General features: G+C 54.5%; 15 protein-coding genes, 1 pseudogene and 1 riboswitch. Of the genes and pseudogenes, 6 read left to right on the top strand and 10 right to left on the bottom strand.

Translation table 11 applies throughout. From position 1 onward, the window contains the following. The first annotated feature begins 11 nt into the window (after positions 1-11). Entirely contained in the window at positions 12-1,193 is a 1,182-nt protein-coding gene (locus AC2FGE_RS03915; protein WP_496817884.1) for an aromatic ring-hydroxylating oxygenase subunit alpha, read from the top strand. A 63-nt stretch (positions 1,194-1,256) separates the two neighbouring features. On the opposite strand, the gene AC2FGE_RS03910 is transcribed toward AC2FGE_RS03915, so the two are convergent. The 3 genes from AC2FGE_RS03910 to speB form a co-directional block, all read right to left on the bottom strand. Continuing rightward, positions 1,257-1,385 (bottom strand): hypothetical protein, encoded by a 129-nt coding sequence (locus AC2FGE_RS03910; protein WP_496817883.1) that lies wholly within the window; start codon positions 1,383-1,385, stop codon positions 1,257-1,259. A gap of 201 nt (positions 1,386-1,586) precedes the next feature. Beyond that, on the bottom strand, positions 1,587-3,005 hold the full coding sequence (locus tag AC2FGE_RS03905; protein WP_496817882.1) for a tyrosinase family protein: 1,419 nt from the start codon (positions 3,003-3,005) through the stop codon (positions 1,587-1,589). 111 nt (positions 3,006-3,116) lie between these two features. After that, positions 3,117-4,079: an agmatinase gene (gene speB / locus AC2FGE_RS03900; RefSeq protein WP_496818293.1), complete on the bottom strand. Its 963-nt coding sequence runs from the start codon at positions 4,077-4,079 to the stop codon at positions 3,117-3,119. Positions 4,080-4,262: 183 nt separating this feature from the next. Continuing rightward, positions 4,263-4,468: riboswitch (cobalamin riboswitch) on the top strand. A 168-nt stretch (positions 4,469-4,636) separates the two neighbouring features. Between speB and AC2FGE_RS03895 the strand changes: the two genes are divergently transcribed. The 3 genes and pseudogenes from AC2FGE_RS03895 to AC2FGE_RS03885 all read left to right on the top strand — a co-directional run. Beyond that, positions 4,637-4,906, top strand: coding sequence for a hypothetical protein (locus AC2FGE_RS03895; protein WP_496817881.1), 270 nt, complete (start codon positions 4,637-4,639; stop codon positions 4,904-4,906). Between the two features lie 190 nt (positions 4,907-5,096). Continuing rightward, entirely contained in the window at positions 5,097-5,717 is a 621-nt protein-coding gene (locus tag AC2FGE_RS03890; RefSeq protein WP_496817879.1) for an HD domain-containing protein, read from the top strand. A 416-nt stretch (positions 5,718-6,133) separates the two neighbouring features. Then, positions 6,134-6,301, top strand: a pseudogene (locus tag AC2FGE_RS03885) (IS5/IS1182 family transposase); the annotation flags it as partial. Here AC2FGE_RS03885 and AC2FGE_RS03880 read toward each other — a convergent pair. From AC2FGE_RS03880 to AC2FGE_RS03855, 6 genes are all read right to left on the bottom strand, one after another. After that, positions 6,299-7,126, bottom strand: a complete 828-nt coding sequence (locus AC2FGE_RS03880; protein WP_496818292.1) for a PP2C family protein-serine/threonine phosphatase — start codon at positions 7,124-7,126, stop codon at positions 6,299-6,301. The pseudogene AC2FGE_RS03885 and the gene AC2FGE_RS03880 sit on opposite strands and share 3 nt — an antisense overlap. A gap of 67 nt (positions 7,127-7,193) precedes the next feature. Then, a complete protein-coding gene (locus AC2FGE_RS03875) occupies positions 7,194-9,029 on the bottom strand; it encodes a serine/threonine protein kinase (RefSeq protein WP_496817878.1) in 1,836 nt (611 codons plus the stop codon). Positions 9,030-9,130: 101 nt separating this feature from the next. Then, entirely contained in the window at positions 9,131-10,699 is a 1,569-nt protein-coding gene (locus AC2FGE_RS03870; protein ID WP_496817877.1) for a phosphate ABC transporter substrate-binding/OmpA family protein, read from the bottom strand. 156 nt (positions 10,700-10,855) lie between these two features. Continuing rightward, positions 10,856-12,472: a phosphate ABC transporter substrate-binding/OmpA family protein gene (locus AC2FGE_RS03865; protein ID WP_496817876.1), complete on the bottom strand. Its 1,617-nt coding sequence runs from the start codon at positions 12,470-12,472 to the stop codon at positions 10,856-10,858. A 141-nt stretch (positions 12,473-12,613) separates the two neighbouring features. Next, on the bottom strand, positions 12,614-13,507 hold the full coding sequence (locus tag AC2FGE_RS03860; RefSeq protein WP_496817875.1) for a type IV pili methyl-accepting chemotaxis transducer N-terminal domain-containing protein: 894 nt from the start codon (positions 13,505-13,507) through the stop codon (positions 12,614-12,616). Between the two features lie 254 nt (positions 13,508-13,761). Beyond that, positions 13,762-14,571, bottom strand: coding sequence for an FHA domain-containing protein (locus AC2FGE_RS03855; RefSeq protein ID WP_496817874.1), 810 nt, complete (start codon positions 14,569-14,571; stop codon positions 13,762-13,764). 681 nt (positions 14,572-15,252) lie between these two features. Between AC2FGE_RS03855 and AC2FGE_RS03850 the strand changes: the two genes are divergently transcribed. Next, positions 15,253-18,402 (top strand): AAA family ATPase, encoded by a 3,150-nt coding sequence (locus tag AC2FGE_RS03850; protein WP_496817873.1) that lies wholly within the window; start codon positions 15,253-15,255, stop codon positions 18,400-18,402. Positions 18,403-18,456: 54 nt separating this feature from the next. Here the strand turns inward: AC2FGE_RS03850 and AC2FGE_RS03845 are convergent, their stop codons facing one another. Further along, the gene (locus tag AC2FGE_RS03845) at positions 18,457-20,052 is read right to left on the bottom strand and encodes a GMC family oxidoreductase (protein ID WP_496817872.1); all 1,596 of its coding nucleotides are present in this window, start codon (positions 20,050-20,052) and stop codon (positions 18,457-18,459) included. Positions 20,053-20,161: 109 nt separating this feature from the next. On the opposite strand from AC2FGE_RS03845, the gene AC2FGE_RS03840 reads away from it, so the two are divergent. Then, positions 20,162-21,400, top strand: coding sequence for a TRAP transporter substrate-binding protein (locus tag AC2FGE_RS03840; protein ID WP_496817871.1), 1,239 nt, complete (start codon positions 20,162-20,164; stop codon positions 21,398-21,400). Positions 21,401-21,405: the final 5 nt, after the last annotated feature.

Here is a 21,405-nt window from a genome sequence, read left to right as displayed (position 1 = left end):
GAGAGCCTGACATGACGCCGCATATGCCCTTGGGCGAGTTGCTGGAGGCCCTAGCCCACAATGCCGCGCTACCCGATGAGTTGGCCGAAGCCACGCCACCGCAGGTCTATTCATCACCGGAGTTCCTGGAACTGGAACTGGATGAGATCTTCAACCATGAATGGTTCTGCGTCGGGCGCGAAGATGAGTTTGAAAACCCCGGCGACTATCGCACCACCTCGATAGGCCGGGATCCGGTGATCGTGCTGCGTGACCGTTCTGGCACCTTACGCGCGATGTCAAACATCTGCCGTCACCGGATGGCAACGCTGTTGGAGGGCGCAGGAAACATCAAGGGCCGGATCAGCTGCCCCTATCATGCCTGGACCTACAATCTGGACGGTCAGTTGATCGGCGCAGCTTATATGCGTGAGAATTTCGACAGGAAACAGGTCTGCCTGCCGCAGTTTCAGGTCGAGATCTGGCAGGGCTGGGTCTATGTCTCGCTGGACACCAATGCCGCACCATTGGCCCCCCGCCTGGCGAAACTGTCCGCGCGGCTGGAAAACTATCAGCTTCCCAGATATCGCACTCTGTTTCGCGCCGAAGAGGTCTGGGACACAAACTGGAAAATCCTGGTTCAGAACTTCACCGAAGGCTATCACCTGTTTGTCGCACACGCCCAAACCATCGAACCGGCGATGCCCACCAAACTGGCCAATGCGATGCATGGCGATGCGGGGTTTAGCCTTTATGAACAAGGGCGCATTCCCGGCAAATCCTATGAGCGCAATTCCGACATGGTTGTCGACAACCCCTTGCTGACCGAGGAGGAGCGGAACAAGGCGGTCCTGTCGGCGGTCTTTCCTACACATGTCTTCTCGGTCGTCGCGGAACGCACCTTTTGGCTATCTCTGCAACCTTATGGCACCGACAAAGTCAAAGTATTCTGGGGAGCGGATGCCTATCCCGGCGCAGTGCCCGAAGACCCTGAAGAACGCGCAGCATACGCCGCCGAGCTCAAGGCAGGATTTGACCGGATCAATGACGAAGACAAGGGTATCATCGGGTCAATCGCCACCAATGCGGCTGCGTTGGCCGCTCAGCCCGGGCGTCTGTCACCAAAGGAGCGAACTGTCTGGTACTTCCAGCAATACCTGGCACGGATGTTGTGTCAGGTAGCCTCGGGAACAGCCCAGACCAAGGCCGGATAATCCGTTCGGCTGTTCAGTCTACCCGTCAGGTTGGATATTGATCTTTCGACAGATCAACTGATTTCATTCGACCTCTAAGGCCTCCAGATCAAGCGCCTGGAGGCTGCCTCCCGCCTCAATGCGAATTTCGACCCGGTCGCCTGCGGACAGTTTCAGACTTGGGGTATCAGGAGGCAGCCGAAACAACAGCATCGCGCGCTCCTGTGCCGTCGATCCGACCCCCCTGCCATACAAAGTAGTGCCGCCTATCTGCCGCTCATTATTGTTTGCATCGATATGCCAGGCCTGCAGGAAACCACCCGCCTCCGGGACACGGCGCAGCCAGATCCTTAGAACCCTGTCTTTGACAGCTTTATCCGTAAGTCTAACGTCCAAGGATCCGACCCCAGCAGTTTAGGTTTTGGCATAGGTTCTTAGCGAACATTGATCATAGACCAGCGTCTCGGGCGCGACGGACTCACCTTTGTCATCCAGCGTCACAAGGTAAATCTTCAGGTTTTTTACCGTCTTCTTTCGACCAATAAAGCGCCGCAAACCGCGTGTGATGTCCAGCCGATACCGCGTGTGTTCATATCTAAGCGGATGCTTGTATCTTTGATCATAGTCATCACGGACGGCTAAGGCAGGGTTACAGTGACCCGGCGCGCCCGGACAGGTGCCATGGCCAAAAAACACAAGGCGCCCCGCATAGCTTTTGTCTTTGTACCCAGTTGAGGCATCGCAATTGGCGTTGTCGACATAGGCACGCAGCTCAAAGCTTTCGGTCGGCGGTCGCATGCGATGGAATTCAAGTTCGGCCCTGACAAATCCGGCTTTCACTGTGCCCAGCCGAACCTCGGTGACATGACTTGCTGCCGCTGACAATGTGGCCACGGGTGCGTTGTCCGAGGTTCCCAAAGCACCAATCGCGGCTTCAACGGAATCCTCGGAATAGATGTATCTGAGCGAGGTTTCCGCGTCGATCAAATCGCGGCCCACCCGACCGTCATATACGACTGTGTCGAGAACATGCTGTGGAACATTGGCCCCGGGCCATAGCGCCTGCCAATCTGCCCAAACCTTGTCGCACATCGCATGGTGCAGCCAGAATACCGGGTCATATGAGGCAGACACTGTGCTACCCATATCTCCAATCGAGCGGGGCAAGGGCGACGATGTATCCGTGCCCCCCGTCAGGACGTGGATACCGCCATGAGCCGCGAAGTTGAAATCGGCTTGGAAGGCTTCAAAGTTTGGGTTGGTCAAATAGCGCTCAACCTCATCCTCCAGCAACGGGATATTGCTACGCAGGCGCGTCGTGTATCTGCGTGTAAAGACCTCATCGCCGGTCAGACCCAGGGCAATGCTGCGATAGAGACTGCGCGCGCGGGCCAGCGGGTTGGGAACTTCGTCCCCGGCACTGTTTGTGTAGGTCGCATCGTCCACTACTTTCGGCAGCCCGTTCGTGGCGTGCGTCGCGGTAGCAAACTGCGTCCAATCCCAATAAGGAAGCGTCAATTCAAGCTCACTATCCCCGCGCTTCCATTGAAGCGCGCTGTTCAGCGATTTTTCGAATGAATAGACATAGGATCGGTGCCAGGTCAGAAACGTGCGGTCATCATCGTGACAAAGGTCCTGATCATAACCGTGGCCGCGCGCCAGTGCGAAATATCCGCGTCGATCGCCCATCGCGATGTCCGATATTTCGTACATTGCAGCATAGGCATCACGCAGGTCCTGAATATCTTCGTCACGTAATCTGATCAGGTCAAAACGGATCAGCGGCAATCCGGCTTGTTTTCTAAGAAAATTCAGTTTGGCAATCGTAGTCATCTAAAAATCCCCCTTAAGGAGTGCTTCAATGCGCCCAGTATAGCACAAAACCACCGCCAATGGCGGCGGCACGCTCAAACGCTCTGCACGCATAGATGACGATTGGCGGATCTAACGCTGCTCTTTCTCATGAAGCACCCGCCCGATGATGTTCATCAGCAGCTGCGCCGCAAGGATTTGGGTAGAGCTGGTGGCGTCATAATCCGGGGCAACCTCAACCAGATCGAGACCAACAATGTGGCCCCGTTTGGCCAGACCTGCCATTAGCTCCAGCACTTCGTAGTAGATGAACCCGCCATGGCTTGGTGTACCTGTACCTGGAGCGATTGATGGGTCAAAGGCATCAATGTCGATGGTCACATAATACCGCGCACCTTCAGGAATGCGGGCCAGCATCCCATCGACCCCCATCTTGCGGAATTGCCGCACCGACTGGATGTCTGATCCCATGGAGCGGGCATCCACATAGCCATCCTTGGCCGTGGACGACACATTGCGAATTCCGATTTGGCTGAGGCCTCTGACATAGGGTTTTTCAGCGGCACGGCGCATCGGGTTTCCGTGGCCATAGCGCACCCCATGGCGTTCATCGACAAAATCCAGATGCGCATCGATTTGCACCACATGGATTGGTTCCTGATCATCAAAGGCATTGATGCAGGGGATGTTGATTGAATGATCGCCGCCCAAGACCACCGGTAGCGCTCCCGCCTCCAGAATTTTACGTACCCCAAACTCAATGTTTGCGTGGCTTTTTATCGTATCGGTATGCACGATATCCGCGTCACCGATATCGACAATGGTCACTTTGGCCGGGTCCAGATAGGTGACATCATCTTCGTGATCATAGGCCCCTGCGTGGCCGAATGAGAACAGCGTCGACGCCTCACGGATCGCACGCGGCCCCATCCGCGCCCCGGACCGCCATTGACAGCCGAAATCAAACGGAGCGCCAAGAACCGCGACGTCCGCGTCAATCGCGTCCCAATCCTCGATATACGGATATTTGCCAAAGGTGCAGATACCAACGAAGGGCAGGTTCAATCGGCCAGAGTCGTAGCCATGGTTCGACATAGGGGAACTCTCTCTGTTCAGCTTACCAACACGTCCTGACATTAAGGCACCCGAAGACCACGGCCTGTAAAGGCCTCTTGACGGGTTGAGCATGCGATAACTGGCGGTTTGTCAGGCTGTTGCGAACGGCGTTCAACTGACGTCAGGCTGTGCCTGAACCTTATAGACACAGGTAGTTTCCTATGAGACAGTGAAGGCGATGGTGTCCGGCTCGGTTCGAGTCGGCTGAAAAGGGAACACGGTGCGGGTTGATCCCCAACTCCGTGACTGCCCCCGCAACTGTAAGCGGCGAGCGACCCCGTTGAAAACCACTGGGCCCTTGGGTTCGGGAAGGATCGGGAAAGCGTTGACCCGCAAGTCAGGAGACCTGCCATCTCCGGTGTGTGATGCCATGCGCCGCAGTCAACTTGAACCTGGGCGGGGTGCCTTGGGAACGGCAGAGACGACCGATGGGCCAAGAATCCCCGGCAGATCACCGTGACCAGCCACACACGTCCCTTTGCGCGGAGGGCGCGATGTTATTGGAACGGACGATTGTTCAACTTGATACAGGACCTATGCCAGCGGATGAAGCGCGGCAGATGGGGCAGCTTGGCTATATGCAATGGATCGCGGGTGTTCCGGGCAATGCCAACTATGCAAAGGCCGCGCGGCATGCTTATGAAACGGCGGCGCCTTTTATGGACCATTCACCCGCGGTGGCCGCGTTTTGCGACCTGCTTTTGACATCACTGAAGCAACCGTTCAAACCCTTGCCACTTGCCATGCCAAAACGTGAAAGACGCGGCGGCGCACAGGCCCGCCGATCCTTTCGCATGCCGCTGTGAACTGGACTAGGCTGCGGGATCATCGCGCAGCTTTGTGCTCTTAAACGAAGTCGAACACCTACCTCCGGCGACTATTAATTTCACCGGCACAACAGGTTTGATTTGCTGAGTCTGGTATTTGCGTGGATAGTCTAGAACTATGGGCTGGCTTGCGCCCGCTGACCCACACGTTAACGTCAAAGGACATGCTATGGATCAGGTGAAATTCACGCAGATGAAAGACGGGGACAAAGAGGACTATGCCTTCCTCGACACCCTGGAGCGTGAGTACTGCCAAGGAACGGCAGATCGTTTGCTTGAGGCCCTGGAGCGGCTGGACAAAAGCCTGTCGGGCTATCAGGTCACGCGTCTTGGCCATTCGGTTCAATCGGCCACCCGGGCCTGGTATGACGGGGCAGACATAGACTGGATAGTCGGCGCCTTGCTGCATGATATCGGCGACATCTACGCGCCGCATAATCACGATGAATATGCGGCCTCGATCCTTAAACCCTTCTTGCGCGAACAGGTCACTTGGTGCGTGCGCACCCATGGGGATTTTCAGCTTGTTTACTTCGGGCAGCATGTAGGCGCGAACCCCGATAAACGCGAGGCCCATCGCGACAGCATCTATTTCGATGACTGTGCCGAGTTCTGCGAGCGCTGGGATCAATCCAGCTTTGATCCCGCCTATCCCAGCAAACCACTGTCTTTCTTTGCGGATATGGTGCGCGAGGTCTTTGATCGCACACCCTATGATCCGGCCGTTGTTCAACCCGGTGTCCGGGTTCCACTGACCGATACCAGCCTTGCAGAAAGTCGACAGGCGTAAGGAGTAGTCTGCCGAGTTTTGGTCACAACCTCGCATTGGCTGGGCATACCGAGAAAATCCAGACGGCCTTGGACTTTGGCTGGCTAGACCCTGCAGACCAATAAGCTCAGCATGTTTCTCATTGGCTGATGCGCAGATTGTCTCTGAACCAAAACGTATTCCCTCACGCCTGACTTCTCACATGCGGTGCATTTCTTAAACGCAGGCAAGTTTGTAAAAAAGTGTTGACCTCTGATTTTATCGGTTCGATGCCAGTCATTAACACCCTGTAAATCAATGAAATTTTGAATTTACGCATCGGCGGCAATTTCTAATAGCCGCGCTTATCAGTTTCACAAAAGCAGATCGCGTAACGACGATCAGACAGCCGTCGACTGTGGCCAAAGTTAAGCCCCTGCATCCCGGACGGGAAATAGCGCAAGACTACCGTCCGTTACGACGAGCGCCGGTACAAAAGGCGCGACAGGATTGAGATCATGTTCGGCAGGCTCAAAGACTGGCGGCGTGCGGCGACAAGACACGACAGGTGTCCCAAGGTCTTCCTCTTAGCAATCGCACTCGCAGTAACTGTCATTTACTGGTTATGTGTCCTGATCATGAGCACAAACCTTCACCACGGAAAAAGCTGTGTTGTCCTGATCGGGATCATCCATGCTGATCACTGCTTTGATCAGTTCATCCGCGATGACATCACTGCCCATTTCACTGTTGGCAGCAATAACCTCCAGAATGCCCTGATCACTCAGAAACTGAAGACCATCGGACGCTGCAATGAGAATATCACCCGGCCAGAGTTCGAGCGGCTCCGCGGGGCAATCTATTTTGGCGATGTCAGAACCATGGATGACAGATGTAAGCATGTTTCTGTCAGGATGTGTGCGGGCGGTTTCAGCATCTAGCATACCCAGCTTCACCATCATATCGATTTGAGGCGCCATTGAATGATCTTCGTTCAACCGCCTAAGCTCACCAGAGCGCCAAAGATAGAGCGGTGAATCCCCCACCGACAGCCAGAACGCCCGGTCCTGTATGCAAATCAGGGCAAGAAGGGTCGCACCCATTCCCTTGATATCCAGGTCATTGTGAATAGCATCGTAGACTTGTGCATTCGCCCTGCTGGCACTGTCGCGCAAGAATGCGGTGACTTCGGAGTTCTTTGAATTCTCATTCAGATTGGTGGCCAGCCAGCCTTTCATCACCTCACGAACGATCAGGTTTGACGCAATATCTCCGGCCGTATGCCCCCCCATACCATCCGCCAAAACCACAAACCCAACACCTGACCCTGGGGATTGTTCGGAAAATATGGCGTCCTCCTGATATTCGCGGGCACCTTGGTTGATCACCGTTGAGATATCGAAGCTTCTAGGCGCTACAGCCTGGTTAAGTCTCGAATTGTCAGTTTGCATCAGAAATTTCTCGGGATGTGACACATGGACTTCCTTCAGCGAAAGGTCTTCAAAGGTCGCCAGAGCCTTAGCGCGACAGCGGCAGATCAACTGATTGCAACTCGCCATTGCGCGCGATGGTCAACAACGCCAGCTCGGCACCTGAGCGGCTCAGTTCTTCAAACAAGCGGGTTATGCCATTCTCGCCCTCAACAGCAACGTGCGAAGTGGTTTCTGACAACACAATATCGCCTACGCGAACCGACGGCGTAGATGCAGGCGCACGCAACACTTTGCTGACCCACTTTCCATTGCCATTGGTAACCGTAATGAACTGAACTCCGTTTGTAAGCTCGACCATCTGGCCGGTATGAAGAGGTAGGCTCTTTTCGGCAACGGGACTGTCCGGGTCGGTTCTGACCCTCATCTCAACCGAAATCTCGCCACTGTCTGGGTCGGCAGCGCGCGACTGGATGGCCTGAATAATCGACGCGTCATCTACAACCAGATGGCCATTTACCGAATAGATAACAGTACCGGATTTCAGCCAATTGGTTGCCTCTTGATCCAGATCGGACCGCACCAGCGAAACCATCGAGAATCTGCCCTGCGGTTGCGATGTTGTAACGGTGGTAAATGGCAGGTCCACGGCAGGACCCGTCCATGCAATCCAGTTCGCATCGGCCTCAGTTGATAACGGGCTTGCCGGCTCTGCCACAGCCTCTGCGACAATCGGCTGGGGTTCGGGTTGCGCAGGTTCCGCCGCGCTGGTTTGCGGTTCTTCTTTAGCCTCTGGTTGCGTGGTAACCTGCTGGGTAGTGGCAACCTCAGCCACATCCAGATTCGTCTCGCCTTTTTGACTGAGGTAATACCAGGCACCACCGACCAACCCGGCCACAAACAATGCTATCATCAGCGCCGCGCTGGATCGACCACGCGGCGGTTGGCTGTTGACTGCGACCGTATCATTGAAATCGACGGCTTCGACCGGTTCGGGTTTTGCCTCAATAGGCATCCTTTCTTCGATCGCGTCTTGCCATTCCTGCACAGATTGGAACCTGTCAGCAGGCGGGATGCTCAGGGCGCGGTCAAGCGCCCGCAGGAAAGTGACAGGATATCCTTCAACCATGCCTTCAAGCGGCTCGTAACTGTCTTTGCCATTCTGAGCCAAAGCCGCCAGCCGGGTCTGACTATCCTGTGGGGCAGACCCCTTGATGACGTGATAGAATGTAGCTGCCAACGCATAAAGATCGCTAGATTGATCCTGTTCAGCCCCTTGCAGATAAAACTCCTGCGGAGAATACCCTTCCTTGACAACTCTCAACATCGACATTGCACGGTCGGATTTGGCAGCACTCTCGCGCGCAGCGCCAAAGTCAATGATCACCGGCTCGCCGTCCTTGTTGATCAGAATGTTGTCGGGCGAGATATCCCTATGCAACATACCTTCGCTATGAATGAAACCGATGGCTTCCAGAGTGGTGCGCAGCAGCTGTTCGACCTCATTTGGTGGCATCGTCTCACGATCTTCAATCGTATCCAGAAGATCTTTGCCCTCGATGAAGTCGATCGCCATATAGGCGGTTTCGTTGTCTCTGAACACCTGATGCACACCCGCGATGTTGGGATGCACCAGTTTCGACTGATTACGCGCTTCTTTTTCGAAGGATCGAACCAGAGCTTCGTATGAAGATGTATGCGACTGCGACCGCGGGCGAACCGCGGTGTTGCTGCGGCGGCAGATCGCTTCGGGGAAGCATTCCTTGATCACGATTGTCCGCTCAAGGCTGTCCTTGGCAAGGTACGTAATGCCGAAGCCGCCGCTGTTGAGGAAACGGATGATGGTGTACTGGCCGGAGAGCAATTTGGTGCCTGGGGCAAGTTCATCCGGGAACTGGTCGTTTGAGTGGGCTGATTGTACCATATGAAACACTTACCTTGCTGTCGTCGAACGCAGATTTGCCCGACTTTTTTTTGCCACCAACACCTGAGGAGAATCGACCTCAGAAACCGCGCATTCGTTCACTATCCACCCCATGCGCGCACCTCTGCATCGGGGCTGTTCACTTCACTCCAAACCTCAACACGCCGGTTCTTCGCACGACCAATCGCGTTGCTATTGCAGGCAACCGGGGCCATTTCCCCATATCCACGCACTTCGATCACAGTGTTGACGGGCCCGCTGGCTTCCAAGCTTGTTGCAAGTTCTCGCAGAACCTGCCTGGCCCGCGCGAGCGATAGCTGACGGTTCTTCCCATAGCTGCCACCCGCATCCGCGAACCCGGCCAGAATGATTTTTTGGGGTTCAACATCGCGTATATACTCGGCAATCCGCTCGATATCCCGCTTCGCCTTGTTGTCCAGAGCCGCAGAACTGGGCGAAAAGCGAAATGTTGTCGACAGACGCGCAGTTGTCAGCTTGTCACTCACATAAGACCGGAGTTCGGAAGCGCTAGCCGAGACTGTCATGTCGGCGATATCCGATCTGAGCCGGGCAAACTTCTCATCCTCGCTTTGCGCGATGACCGATAGGCTGGTGATACCGGATTTGGATACGAACCCATCAATGCGCGGGCTGTCCAGAAATTCGACCAATTGCGCGCCAACTCCTGAAAGATCACGGCCATTATAAACGGTCACCCGGTTCTGCAGCCCATATTCCTCGGTCTTCATCGAAAACTGGTTGGGCAGATGGATGATCCCACATTCACTGCGCAACGGCACCGGGCGCGCATCTCGGATGTTGGAAAACCGCATGACGGCGAAGCCATATGGGTCGGTTTCAATCGCGCGCGAGAGCTCTCGGTTCGAGTTTACAATGTTGCCATCGGTCAGAAAATCGCGTTCGAAAGGGGAAAGGATAAGCCCGTCGACCCTGTGAAACGCTTCCGAGTTTTGCGGTAACGTGTAGACGTTGATCTTGTGATCGGGTCCACCAAACTGAGTCCAGTTTACAATCTCGCCCGACAGGATTTGCGATATCTGATCAAGTGTCAGAGCCAGCAGTTCATTCGCTGGATTGACCGTCGCCGTATAGCCATCAACCGCCAGAACATGTTCCTGCTGAAATGAGGTCAACTCACCCAGACCACTTTTTCTGGCCTGCGCATAGTTCTGGGGTGAGACCGGTTCTTCGCTGACAATCAGATCGCTTTCGCCGGCGATCAAGGCCTCAAAAAGGTTCTGACCCGAAGCCTCTTTCACAAGAATGCTGTGAACCGGGCTGGCCTCTTCATCCATGATCAGAATGTCGAAAGCCTCAGATCCGATCGCGACAGAAGCAGTATCATTCTGTCCGAACGCATGCTGTTCACCAAGCGGCACGCCCTGTAGATCAAAAACATCGGAAAAGAGTTCCTGTTCGGCGGCGAAACCTTCGGCCAGCAACGGAAGCAGGATATCAGCCAAACCGGCGCTTCCAGCCACAACGAGGTCAGTATCTGTTGGCAGGTTCGCGGGGCAAGCCGTGCCGATGCAATGAAACTCTGCTGCATTTAGGGATAGCACCCCAACATTTGATCGTACGATGAACTTACCGGGTTGGATTGTGACCAGTTCGCCAGTCACCGACCTAGAGCCGTCCTTCGAGGTCAATGTTACTTCCTGCGCAAGCCCTGAAGACGCGATGCAACCAAAGGCTATTGCGGCAGCATATTTTGACCAACTTTTCATACTCGCCTCGAACCCTGAAGAAACTGTACTAGTGACGTGCAAGCCGCGAGGTGGCACCCGCGGCTTGCCTGTTTTGCCTTAACCGGCGATCCACACTTCGACACGGCGGTTGATCGCTCGGCCACGCGGGCTGTCATTGCAGGCCACGGGTTCCAGCTCGCCATAGCCAGCCGCCTTCAGGGTGATCCCGTCCAGTTCGCCACCTGTTGCAACTTCGATCAGGTGATCCAGCGCAGCCTGGGCCCGTTCCTGCGAGATCAGCAGGTTCGAGTCGAAGGGGCCTTTGTTGTCAGTGAACCCGACAATCACGACTTCGCTAGGCTTGGTTTCGGCCAGATAGCGCACCATGCGCTTCAGGTCGCGTTCGGCTTTGTTGTCGAACCGCTTCGAGCCCGGCGCGAAACGGAAGGTCGTCGAGAGCCGCTCATGAGTGTTCATGTTTTTCAGCAGGTCTTCGACAAGCTCCGCCTCATACTCGTTCTCACCCTCTTCCAGTTCGGCAACGAGGCGTTCTGCGGCGCGCTCCTGACTGTCTGATGTGATCGACAGGTCGATATAACCAGCTTTGGCAACAAGACCGTCCAGGCTGCCGTCATCCAGGAAATCAACCAGTTCGCGCGCATAGCCGTCGATATCCGAACGGTTATAAGCCACAACGCGTTCCTGCAGATAGTATTCCTCGGTCTTCAGGTTGAAGAGGCTGGGGTCCTGAACGATACCGCAAGTTGTGCGCAGCGGAACAGCACGCGCATCGCGCTTAGCGGCATAGTTGACGATACCGAAGCCAGCTACATCCTCCATGATCGCGGTCGTCAACTCAGTGCGATCGTGGACAATGCTCGACTCGTTCGTCAGCGTCTTGTCGGACTTCTTGAATAGAAGCTTTTCGATATGATGATACGCTTCGGTATCCGGGTCGAACGAGTAGACATGGATGGGTGCATCCGAACCGCCAACCTCGGACCAGTTCGTGATATCACCCGACATGATGTCACGAGCCTGCTTGACGCTCAGATCGGGGATCTGGTTCAGCGGGTTCACGATCATCGCAAAACCGTCCACCGCGATAACACGCTCCTGATCAAAGTCGCGCAAGTTGCCGCCGCTGCCTTCCGAAACGATGGAACGATCCGCTTTGCGCGCAGAGGTTTCGGTGAAGATGATCGAAGCATCTTTCTTCGCAAGACGCTCGAACAGGCGCGCGCCATTGGCCGTATGAATACCGAACGTTGCGACATCCTCACCTTCCAGATCGGTCAGCAACAGGGCAAAGTCATGCTCCTCGCCGTATTTATGGTCGCCCACGTCTACGGTTTCAGTATCTACCGGCTCTCCGTTTTCGTCATAAAGCTGCGCCTCAGCCTCCAAAGCTGCTGCCGCGTAGCCTTCGGCGATGATCGGAACCAGAACTTCCGCGATTTCATCGGGGGCGGAAATTTCAAGGTCATAGACATAGGTTTGCTCAGTCGGGCACGCTTCACCTTCGCAAGTCACAAGGTCCTGATTGATCACGAACTCGCCGATATCCGTTTCGACCAGATACTTCCCGTCTTTTGACGACAGAAGATTGCCGATCACGTCGATATTGCTGTCCTTCCCAACCAGACGAACCTCTTGTGCAAGTGACGCGGTGGTGACAGCGCCTGAGATGATTGATGCGGCAACACAAAGCCGCGTGAATGGTGAATTTAACATTTTAACTCCTCGAGTTAGCACTCATTTAGTACTTTTCTGACGCATGTTTTTGGGCATCAAAGTTATCGCAATTTGGTTTTGCTACGGGTTCCGTGCAGGTGCTGTAGTTTGGGGCCAAATCACGCGAAACATGGTTAGAGTTCAGGAATCCAGCTTGATGGCCTCTTCATAGAGAAGCGCGGCCTTTTCGGATTCGATTTCAAGCACATCCATCTCGGCGCAGAAGTGGGCCACGTCATCGACGTTTGGCACATCCACGCTATCAAGCTGCTCGACAACTGGCTGCAGTTTCGCCCAATGGGTCTGGACTTCGGTCAATGCCTCAAGTGCCGCGTTGCTTGGCGGTTTGGCCATCGTGATTGAACTGCTTCCACCTTCAATCAGAACATCGACAATCTTGCCGAACTTCTTGGCGTTCTTCTTGAATTTCTTGTGGTGCTCTTCGGTGTCCTGACCTGTTGCTGCCAGTGCGATTTCCTTGCAGATCTTCTGTGTCAGCATTCTCTGACGTCCAGCAAAATCCAATGCCAATGCCAGCGCCAGATCAATATCCACGTTGCCATATGCGTCTTCAAGCTTGCGAACGACTTCGTGGCAGGTCTTTTCCAGAACCTCATCATTGTCGATAATCAGGTGCAGATGTTCATCATCCACCGATCCCGCCTCGATGATCTCTTCAATCGCCTTGCGGTAAGGCATCCAAAGCTTTTCGACCTCTTTCAGCGCGTTGTTCACCGAGACAAACCGCTCGCGGTCAACACCCGAGGATCCTTTACCCTCGCGGAAGCCCAGCAGAATGTCGTCAAACTCATCATGGGCTTCTTGCAGTTCAGCAAGATCCTTTTCGACTTCGGCACCCAGGCTCAGCAGCACAACTGCTTTCGCAACCTTCTCGGTCAGGAAACTCAACTTGTCTGCAGCCAGTATCCGGTGTGCGACTTGCCCGGCTGCCATCGCCAGAGCACGCCCTCCGACAGGCACCATAGCGACACAGGCCGCCAGCGATGTGCTATTTACAAAAACTCTTCGGTTCATTCTCATATCGATCAACCTTACCCTTACTCACTTTCTACCCACCGATTTGATTAACAACACAAGAAATTGAACTGTAATAAGGTGCGCCCAAGAAGAATTTATGTTGATTTTTAGACTCATCTTATATCAACATAAACTATTGTTTTTTATTATATATTTGTATATTCTTCCACTGACCCAGTCCTTAAAAAACAAAAAGCGCCCTGCAATTTCGCAAAGCGCTCTTGTTTAAGGAGAGTTTACTTTAGATCAACTCAACCCTCTTTCCAGTCGAAATCATCGTCGCAAAAAGCTGTAAACCGCATGGTGGTATCGCTGATGCGAATACAGTCACCGCTTGCCAACGCGACAGTACTCAGAACCGGGCCTGAGTTCAGGCGTACCAGGTTCGCCTTACCCCCGTGACCCAGGTAGCACTTCCGGGATTCTGCGTCATATGCGATGACTGCGTGATTGCTGCGCGAGATACCATTGTCTCCAAAATCCAGCTGGATCGCTTGATCATCATTTCGACCGATCTGCATCAGCCCATCAGTCAGCATCACACTGGTTCCTCTTCCCGGACCTTTTGTGACGACCAACCAGCCGACGGGATATGTTTCCTGCCGGGTCTCGGACTGGACCGGCGGTGCGTTCTTCAGAATGTCCTTGATCGGGTCCGTCTGATCACCGAAGCCCAAAAAGGTGGTCTTAACCCGCCCGTTGCGTTTTGTTGGGGCAGCCGCTACTTCGGCGGCCTCGGCATTTGTGCTGGGTGTTTCGTCAAGATCGGCTGGCTGAACCGTATCAGCCGTCTGAACCGCTGGAACTTCTGCCACGCTGGGTGCGTTCAGGGCTTCGAGCCTCTCCGCAAATGCCTGAGACGCAATTTCATCCGATCCTGCTGCTGGTATCTCGACCTTGTTGGCGACTTCGGGTGCAGCGATCTCTGGCTCAGGCTGTTCAGCTGCCACTTCTGCATCTTCAACAACGATAACGTCACTATCGACCGTTTCTTCCTCGCCCACATTGGGCATATTGGTCCCGTCAAGAATACGGCTAAGCGGGCTTTTGTATTTGAACATCTATATCACCATCTACTTTCACAACTTTAGACCACTCTTATGATGGCCAAATACGCGTGGACGGAGGAACAACGCTCGCAACGAGTCAAAATTCAGACGCGGTTGCGAGCATCAAGATCATCCTTGAATCCGGCGCCAACTCAAGGAATCTCTTCATTGTGCCCAAAGTTTGTTTTCTTCCGGCCTTCATTGGGGAATTAGTTCGCCCAATTCGATGCGCTAAATTCGAGCCCGCGACGTCAATCCAACGATTGTTAAATGCATTCTCAAACGACAGGAATAAACCGGAGAACAAGTCACCTGTCTTTTCTGAATGCGCCGGGCGAACGGCAAGAAATAGGTTTTACTGGTAACTCCTGAGTTCGAGAATTGGTCCAGACCTGCGTGATCTGCGAAGTTCTAACCGAAGAGAGATGGCGTTAACGTTTCGAATTTGTCGACAAAACAGCATATTTCGAGCATTATATCTAAATACACTATGCTTTGGTCAGCAGGATCAGGCTGACCGCGCTTGGTACGCTGCACGAACGGGGGAACGTGCAACCAGGCATCTTATTCCCGAATTCTGACCCCGAATTGGGTATTAGATGTCTGAGCTTTGACGCATATTCAGAACCGTCCCGCGGTTTTCAGCGACCCGTTTCCCCATGCAGAGTTAAAGATCCTGAGGAAGCTGGCCAAATGACTGAGATGATTTGTACACGCTGCGGAAAGCCATCCCAAGCTGGCGTGAATTTCTGTTCAGGCTGCGGCGCCCGTATCGGAGAAGCCAGCGAAGCACGATCCCAATACATGACCGTTGTGTTCATTGACCTTGTCGGCTCAACCGATGCAACACAGCATTTTGGCAATGAAGCCATGTTCGAGGTAATTCAGAGCTTTCAAAGCCAGTGCCAGCAGGAAATCCAAAATGCGGGCGGCTTTGTTGCGAAGTACATGGGCGATGGCGCCATGGCCTATTTTGGGTACCCAAGGTCGATCAAAAACAGCGCTGCCACTGCAGTTGCTTGCGCAATCAGGATCATCGAAATCGCCTCGGCACTCACAATACAGGGAAAGCTTTTGCAAGCTTGTTGCGGCATCGCAACCGGGTGGAGCGTTGTAAACATCGTGCGCGCCGGCGAGGCGGCTCAGGAAGCACTGGCCATCGGTAACGCGGTGAACCGCGCTGCGCGTCTGCAATCGCTGGCGAGCCCAAGCAGCATCTTCTTTTCATCCGAAGTCAGGCGGTCCATCGATCTGGCGGCGCTTAACCTCAGAGACGTTGGTGAGACAACGCTCAAAGGCTTCCGCAATCCCATCGATGTCTGGGCGATTGACGTTCCGCACCTGACAGGTGATCAGCCCCCCTTTGTGACAGGCGATGCCTTGAATGTCCAACCAGGTTTTCAGGATCAACATGCGCTTTGGGACGGGCAAGTCGAATTGAACCCGGTCGGACAGCCGATGCTTGGTCGCTCTGACCTGATAAATCAGATCAGCACTTGTTACGCGGATGCTGTATCGGGCCGATTTACATTTGCAGATGTTATGGCCCCCGGAGGCTACGGCAAAACAATGCTGGCCGAGCAATTCCTGGCGTCAGTTCCGGATGCAAACGTCATACGCGTCGCGGGATCCCTTCACCGCAGCGAGCAGAGTTATGCCTGTTTCAACGCCGCAATACGTGCGTTGATCGCTCAAGAACAGAACGGGACGGACCCGACCGCATCCCTCGAGGAATGGGCGCCTGAAGGTATGCTAGACGGGCTTCAACGGCTCATGAATACATCGCAAATACCTGTGGCGCCAATTGTTCGTCAGAGCCGTATCACAGAGGCGTTGCAGGCCATATTGGAGCGCGAACTCTCTAAGGAACCACTCATTCTTTTCATCGACGATGCCCAATGGCTTGATGAGGATTCTGTCACCTTCCTGACTCTGCTTTCGCAGGTTTTCCGCAACCGGCCGTTGTTTTTGTTGGCGACACACAGGCTGGAGGGGCGGAACCTGAAGTTGGAAGCAGACCTGCGCATCGATCTGACCCCACTTGCAGATCACTCTGCGGGCAGGCTGATTGGATTTCTAGACCCGGATGCCCGGCTCAACCAATCAACACGCGACAAGATAATCGAACGGGCGAATGGCATACCGCTTTATGTGTACCATTACACGATGACCCTACTGGAACAGCCGCAAGCGAGTATCGAGGCGACCATACCGCAAAACCTGATTGAAGCCCTTCAACAACGGCTAGATGTCGATGAGGATGAAAGGCAGCTGGTCGAGGTTGTCGCCGTCCTGCAGGACTATGCAACAACGGACGTAGCTGCTGCCATGATGAACAAACCAATGCACGAGGTCCAAAAGACCACGGACACGCTTGTCTATCGCAGTTTGCTTCGGCAAAGGGGTGCCAACGAGCTTGCCTTCGATCATGCGCTGCTGCGCGATGCGGTGGTCACATCCATGTTGAACACGCGCGCCCGCAAGCTGCATGGGGACGCGCTGCAGGCCTATCGGGCGATTGCACCTGAAACTCTCAAGACCAATCCGATCATCGAAGCAAAGCACTTGATGGGGTGCGAAGACTATGCGCAGGCCATCCCGAAACTGGCCGAGGCCGCTCAGGTCGCAACCATGCGCGGTGAGATCGCAGAAAGCGTGCGTGTTGCTAAAATTGCCAAGGGGCTACTAGAGAAAATCGAAGACCAGGATCTACGCAATCGCCTGGAAATGTCGACTGAATTTGTACTTGGTAACGCGCTGGTTCAGCAGGAGGGGTTTGGCTCCGCTCGTGCAGCCGCAGCCTATGGCAATGCACTGTCACTGTGCGAAACGATCGCCGGGGGTGGTGAGCTTGAATTCCAGATCGCATGGGGTATCTGGACCCATGCTTTCACACTGTCAGATGTGTCGGGCACCGTGCGAATGGTTGAGCGCATGGAACACATTGCCGAAGTCGAGCCCAAGCTAGGCGTTGTTTCAAACTGCGCACGATCGGTTACGTGTTTCAGCCTTGGTGCATTCGCCACGCAGGAAGCAGCCTATCAGCGCACCGCCGAACTGTATGATTTTGACCAACATAAGCTGCATGTAATGACCTATTCGATGGATTGTCTGGAACTGGTCCATCTATTCCGGGCGCACGGGCGCTTTATCACGGGTGATACGGATGGCTGGGAGCAGGCGTTGGCTTCGGCCCGCGCGCATGGGGAACGGTTGGATGTTGCACCACTTGTCCCATATATTCGCGTTTTCAGCACAGCAGCGCGCTGTTACGCGCCAAGTGGCATACCGATCCGCGAAGAACTGGAACAGGCCAAGGCACTGGCTGAAACATTTGGACAACCCTTTTGGATTGTCGGCGCAAATCTTTGGATGGCTGCCGCGCGTTATCACAACGAAAACCCCGCAGCAGCGCTGGCTGACTTGGAAGCCGCAATAACGGGTGCAGAGGCTCTGGGCATTCGATTTTTGACCAGATACCACGAAGCACTGTTGGCTCATGCCTATGCTTGCGTGGGGCGACATGAAGACGCCGAGGGACTGTGGGCAACGATTGATACGCCCGAAAACGCCCGGGGCAACACGATGATCTGGCCCGAAATTCTCCGGCTGCGCGCAGAGTCTCGCTATCTGGTAAAAGCACATGCAGATGTACTGGTTAGAGATCTGGATCACGCAGAACAAATGGCCCGAGATATCGGAGCACGTGCCTGGCTGGCCCATATTCTAGACAGCCGCAGACGCCTGAAACTGTCTTCATCGGATAAGATTCTGTTAGCGATTCAAGAGATTATGCCAAGCGGCGCGGAACGCCATCCATCATTCAAACTACTTCTAGGGTAGTTTAGGTCTGCACATTCGACGGGAGGCAAACCTCAACTCCGGTCAGTCCGCGCGTCAGGCGTCTGCCAGTATCAGATCGCTTGCTTTTTCACCGATCATGATCGCTGGTGCATTGGTGTTGCCACTGACGATTTCCGGCATGATCGAACAATCCGCGACGCGCAGGTTCGATATTCCATGGACCTTCAGTTTTGCATCGACGACTGATGTCTCGGCCTGTCCCATCGCGCAGGTACCTGTCGGGTGATAGATTGATGCGGTGTTCGATCTGGCCCAATCCAATGTACCCTCATAGTCGTCAAGGCTCAGCTCAGCCGATGGTCGAAACTCTTCAGAGATCTTCGAGGCAAGTGGATTCTGTTTGGCAATCCGCCGAGCGATATTCACTGCATCGACCATGGTACGGCAATCGGTTTCTGTGGACAGGTAATTCGGTATGATTTTGACGTGCGTGGATGGATCAGGGCCGTCTAACCTAAGCTCCCCGCGGCTTTCCGGGCGCAACTGGCAAACAGACATTGTGAAGGCTGAAAACGGGTGCACGCCCTCCCCCGGGCTATCGGCGGACCAGGGTTGAACATGGAATTGAATATCTGGCGTTTCGACATCTGGGCGAGTCTTTATGAAACCTGTGGCCAAGCTAGCCGCCATGGTCATCGGTCCTGCGCGGAATAGAGCGTATTTCAATGCAATACGCGCTTGATTGAATAGGCTGCGCACCTCGTCATTCAACGTGGGCTCATTGCATTTGAAGACCAGCCGAGCCTGAAGATGATCCTGAAGTCCTTTGCCAACACCCGGCAGCGCGTGTAACGGTTCAACGCCGTTTTCCTTGAGGTGATCCGGATCTCCGATCCCGGACAACATCAAAATCTGGGGCGAGTTGATCGCACCACCCGACAGGATAATCTCGCGCCGCACTTTCAGAGTGTGCTCCACACCCGATCTATCCCGGTATACCAGCCCGGTGGCCTTTTTGCCGTCCAGGATCACCCGCGACACCAAAGCTTTAGTGATGATGTTCAGGTTCTGACGATCGCGTATTGGTTTCAGATAGGCGACGGCGGCACTACAACGGCGACCATTTCGCGTCGTTAGTTGGAAATACCCAACGCCCTCCTGTTCGGCACCGTTGTAATCGGGATTAAAGGGATAGCCTTCGGCCTGCGCGGCGGCGACCCATGCGTCACAGATAGGGCGCTGAATGCGCATGTTCGACACAGACAAGGGCCCGCCAACACCGTGGAATTCGTCCACGCCCCGTTCCTGATCTTCGCTGCGTTTGAACAAGGGCAACACATCGTCCCAGCCCCAGCCTTCATTGCCCATCTGACGCCAGCGGTCATAATCTTCTTTCTGTCCGCGCACATAAAGCAACCCGTTAAGCGAAGATGAGCCACCCAAGACCTTGCCGCGCGGCCAGTCGATGGATCGACCATTCAGGCCGGGGTCGGGCTCCGTCCGGTAGCACCAGTCGACCGACGGGTTATGCATCGTTTTAAAGTAACCGACGGGAATGTGAATCCAGGGGTTCGTATCGCGCCCGCCGGCCTCTAGCAGGGCCACTGTGTTCTTGGGATCAGCGCTGAGCCGATTGGCAATAACGCAGCCCGCAGACCCCGCGCCAACAACCGCATAATCCACTTCCATGACTGCCTCCTCCCAAAGTCGCTGAAAAAAACTCTATGCAAGATGCAAGAATTATACTAGCATTTTTTGATACAAATAGTCTCATTATTTGCGATCAGGGAGGTAAGCAATGGAGATTGGTCAAAAACTAAGTGGTATTTCGCGGCGGGATTTCTTCCGCGTGGCCGGACGCTACGGCATGAGCTCGACGCTACTGGCGGCTGGCGGGTTCGGTGGCGCGATGAGTCTGGCGAATTTGGCGCAGGCCGCTGAGTCTACTTATGAGAAGCGCTTTTCCAAAGAACCAAAGCACACGCTGAAGTTTGGCGCCTCTGGCTTCAACACCCGAAACCTTCTGATCGAACGCGCCGGAGCTATCGAGTTCGCGCGCGATCTTGAAGAACGCACCGATGGTGAGATTCGGATCGAGTTCATCGGCGATAACCAGATCTGTGGTCAGCTGAGCTGTGTCGAGAAAACCCAGCAGGGCATTGTCGATATCTATGCGGCATCAACCCAAAACTCGGCTGGCGGCGCGCCCTATCTGAACGTTCTGGACTATGCCTACATGTTCCCCAGCCGCGCGGCGCAGTATCACTTCTTCTACAGCCCAGCGAGCCAACGCATCCTACGCGATCCGCTTGAGAAACGGCATGGGTTAAAATTCCTGTTCACCCATTGCGAGTTGCGTGGTTTGCAAATGGGTTCGACCTTTGCCGACAAGCCAACCGTGACCAAGCTGGAAGAACTGTTTGGCACCAAAAACCGTGTAACAGGTACACAGCTGGGTCGGATTGCCATGCAATTGCTAAACCTGAACCCTGTTCCTGTCGCTTGGGAAGAAACCCTGGACGCGTTGAAGACCGGCTTGATCGACGGGGCCGAGACGTGGGCCTCGGCCGTGGCCTACGCCAACATGGCGCCGGTGGTTTCGCAGTCGGTGAACCTGAAGTTCTTCTGCGGCACCGAACATACCTCTATGTCGGCCAAGGTGTTCGACAGCCTGGGCGGCGATTTGCAAGACGCAGTGATGGAGTCTTCCTACTTCACTCAGGCGTTGATTCAAGGTGCGAATGAGGCCGCGTTGTTGAACACAGTTGGCTTCTCGGAGCCCCAGCTTCCCAACACGATCTTTGCCGAGAACGGTGTCCGCCCGGCCTTCCTGCCGGACGATCAGATCAAACTGGCCGAAGAAATGTGCGCTCCGAACTATAACCCAGAACCTTGGGCGCAGTGGCGTGAACGCCTGAACAAATGGGCTGGCGGCATCGATACGTATCAGGAAATCTACGATATCGCGCGTGAAATTCCGGCCGACACCCTGCCGGAAAATGTCGAGCCGCGCCGTTGGTGGATGGGCCAAGCCTAATCTAA

The organism is Ruegeria sp. YTSA075, from assembly GCF_059610245.1.
The sequence above is the reverse complement of the archived record's forward strand: the minus strand, read 5'-3'. Positions and strand labels throughout refer to the sequence as shown.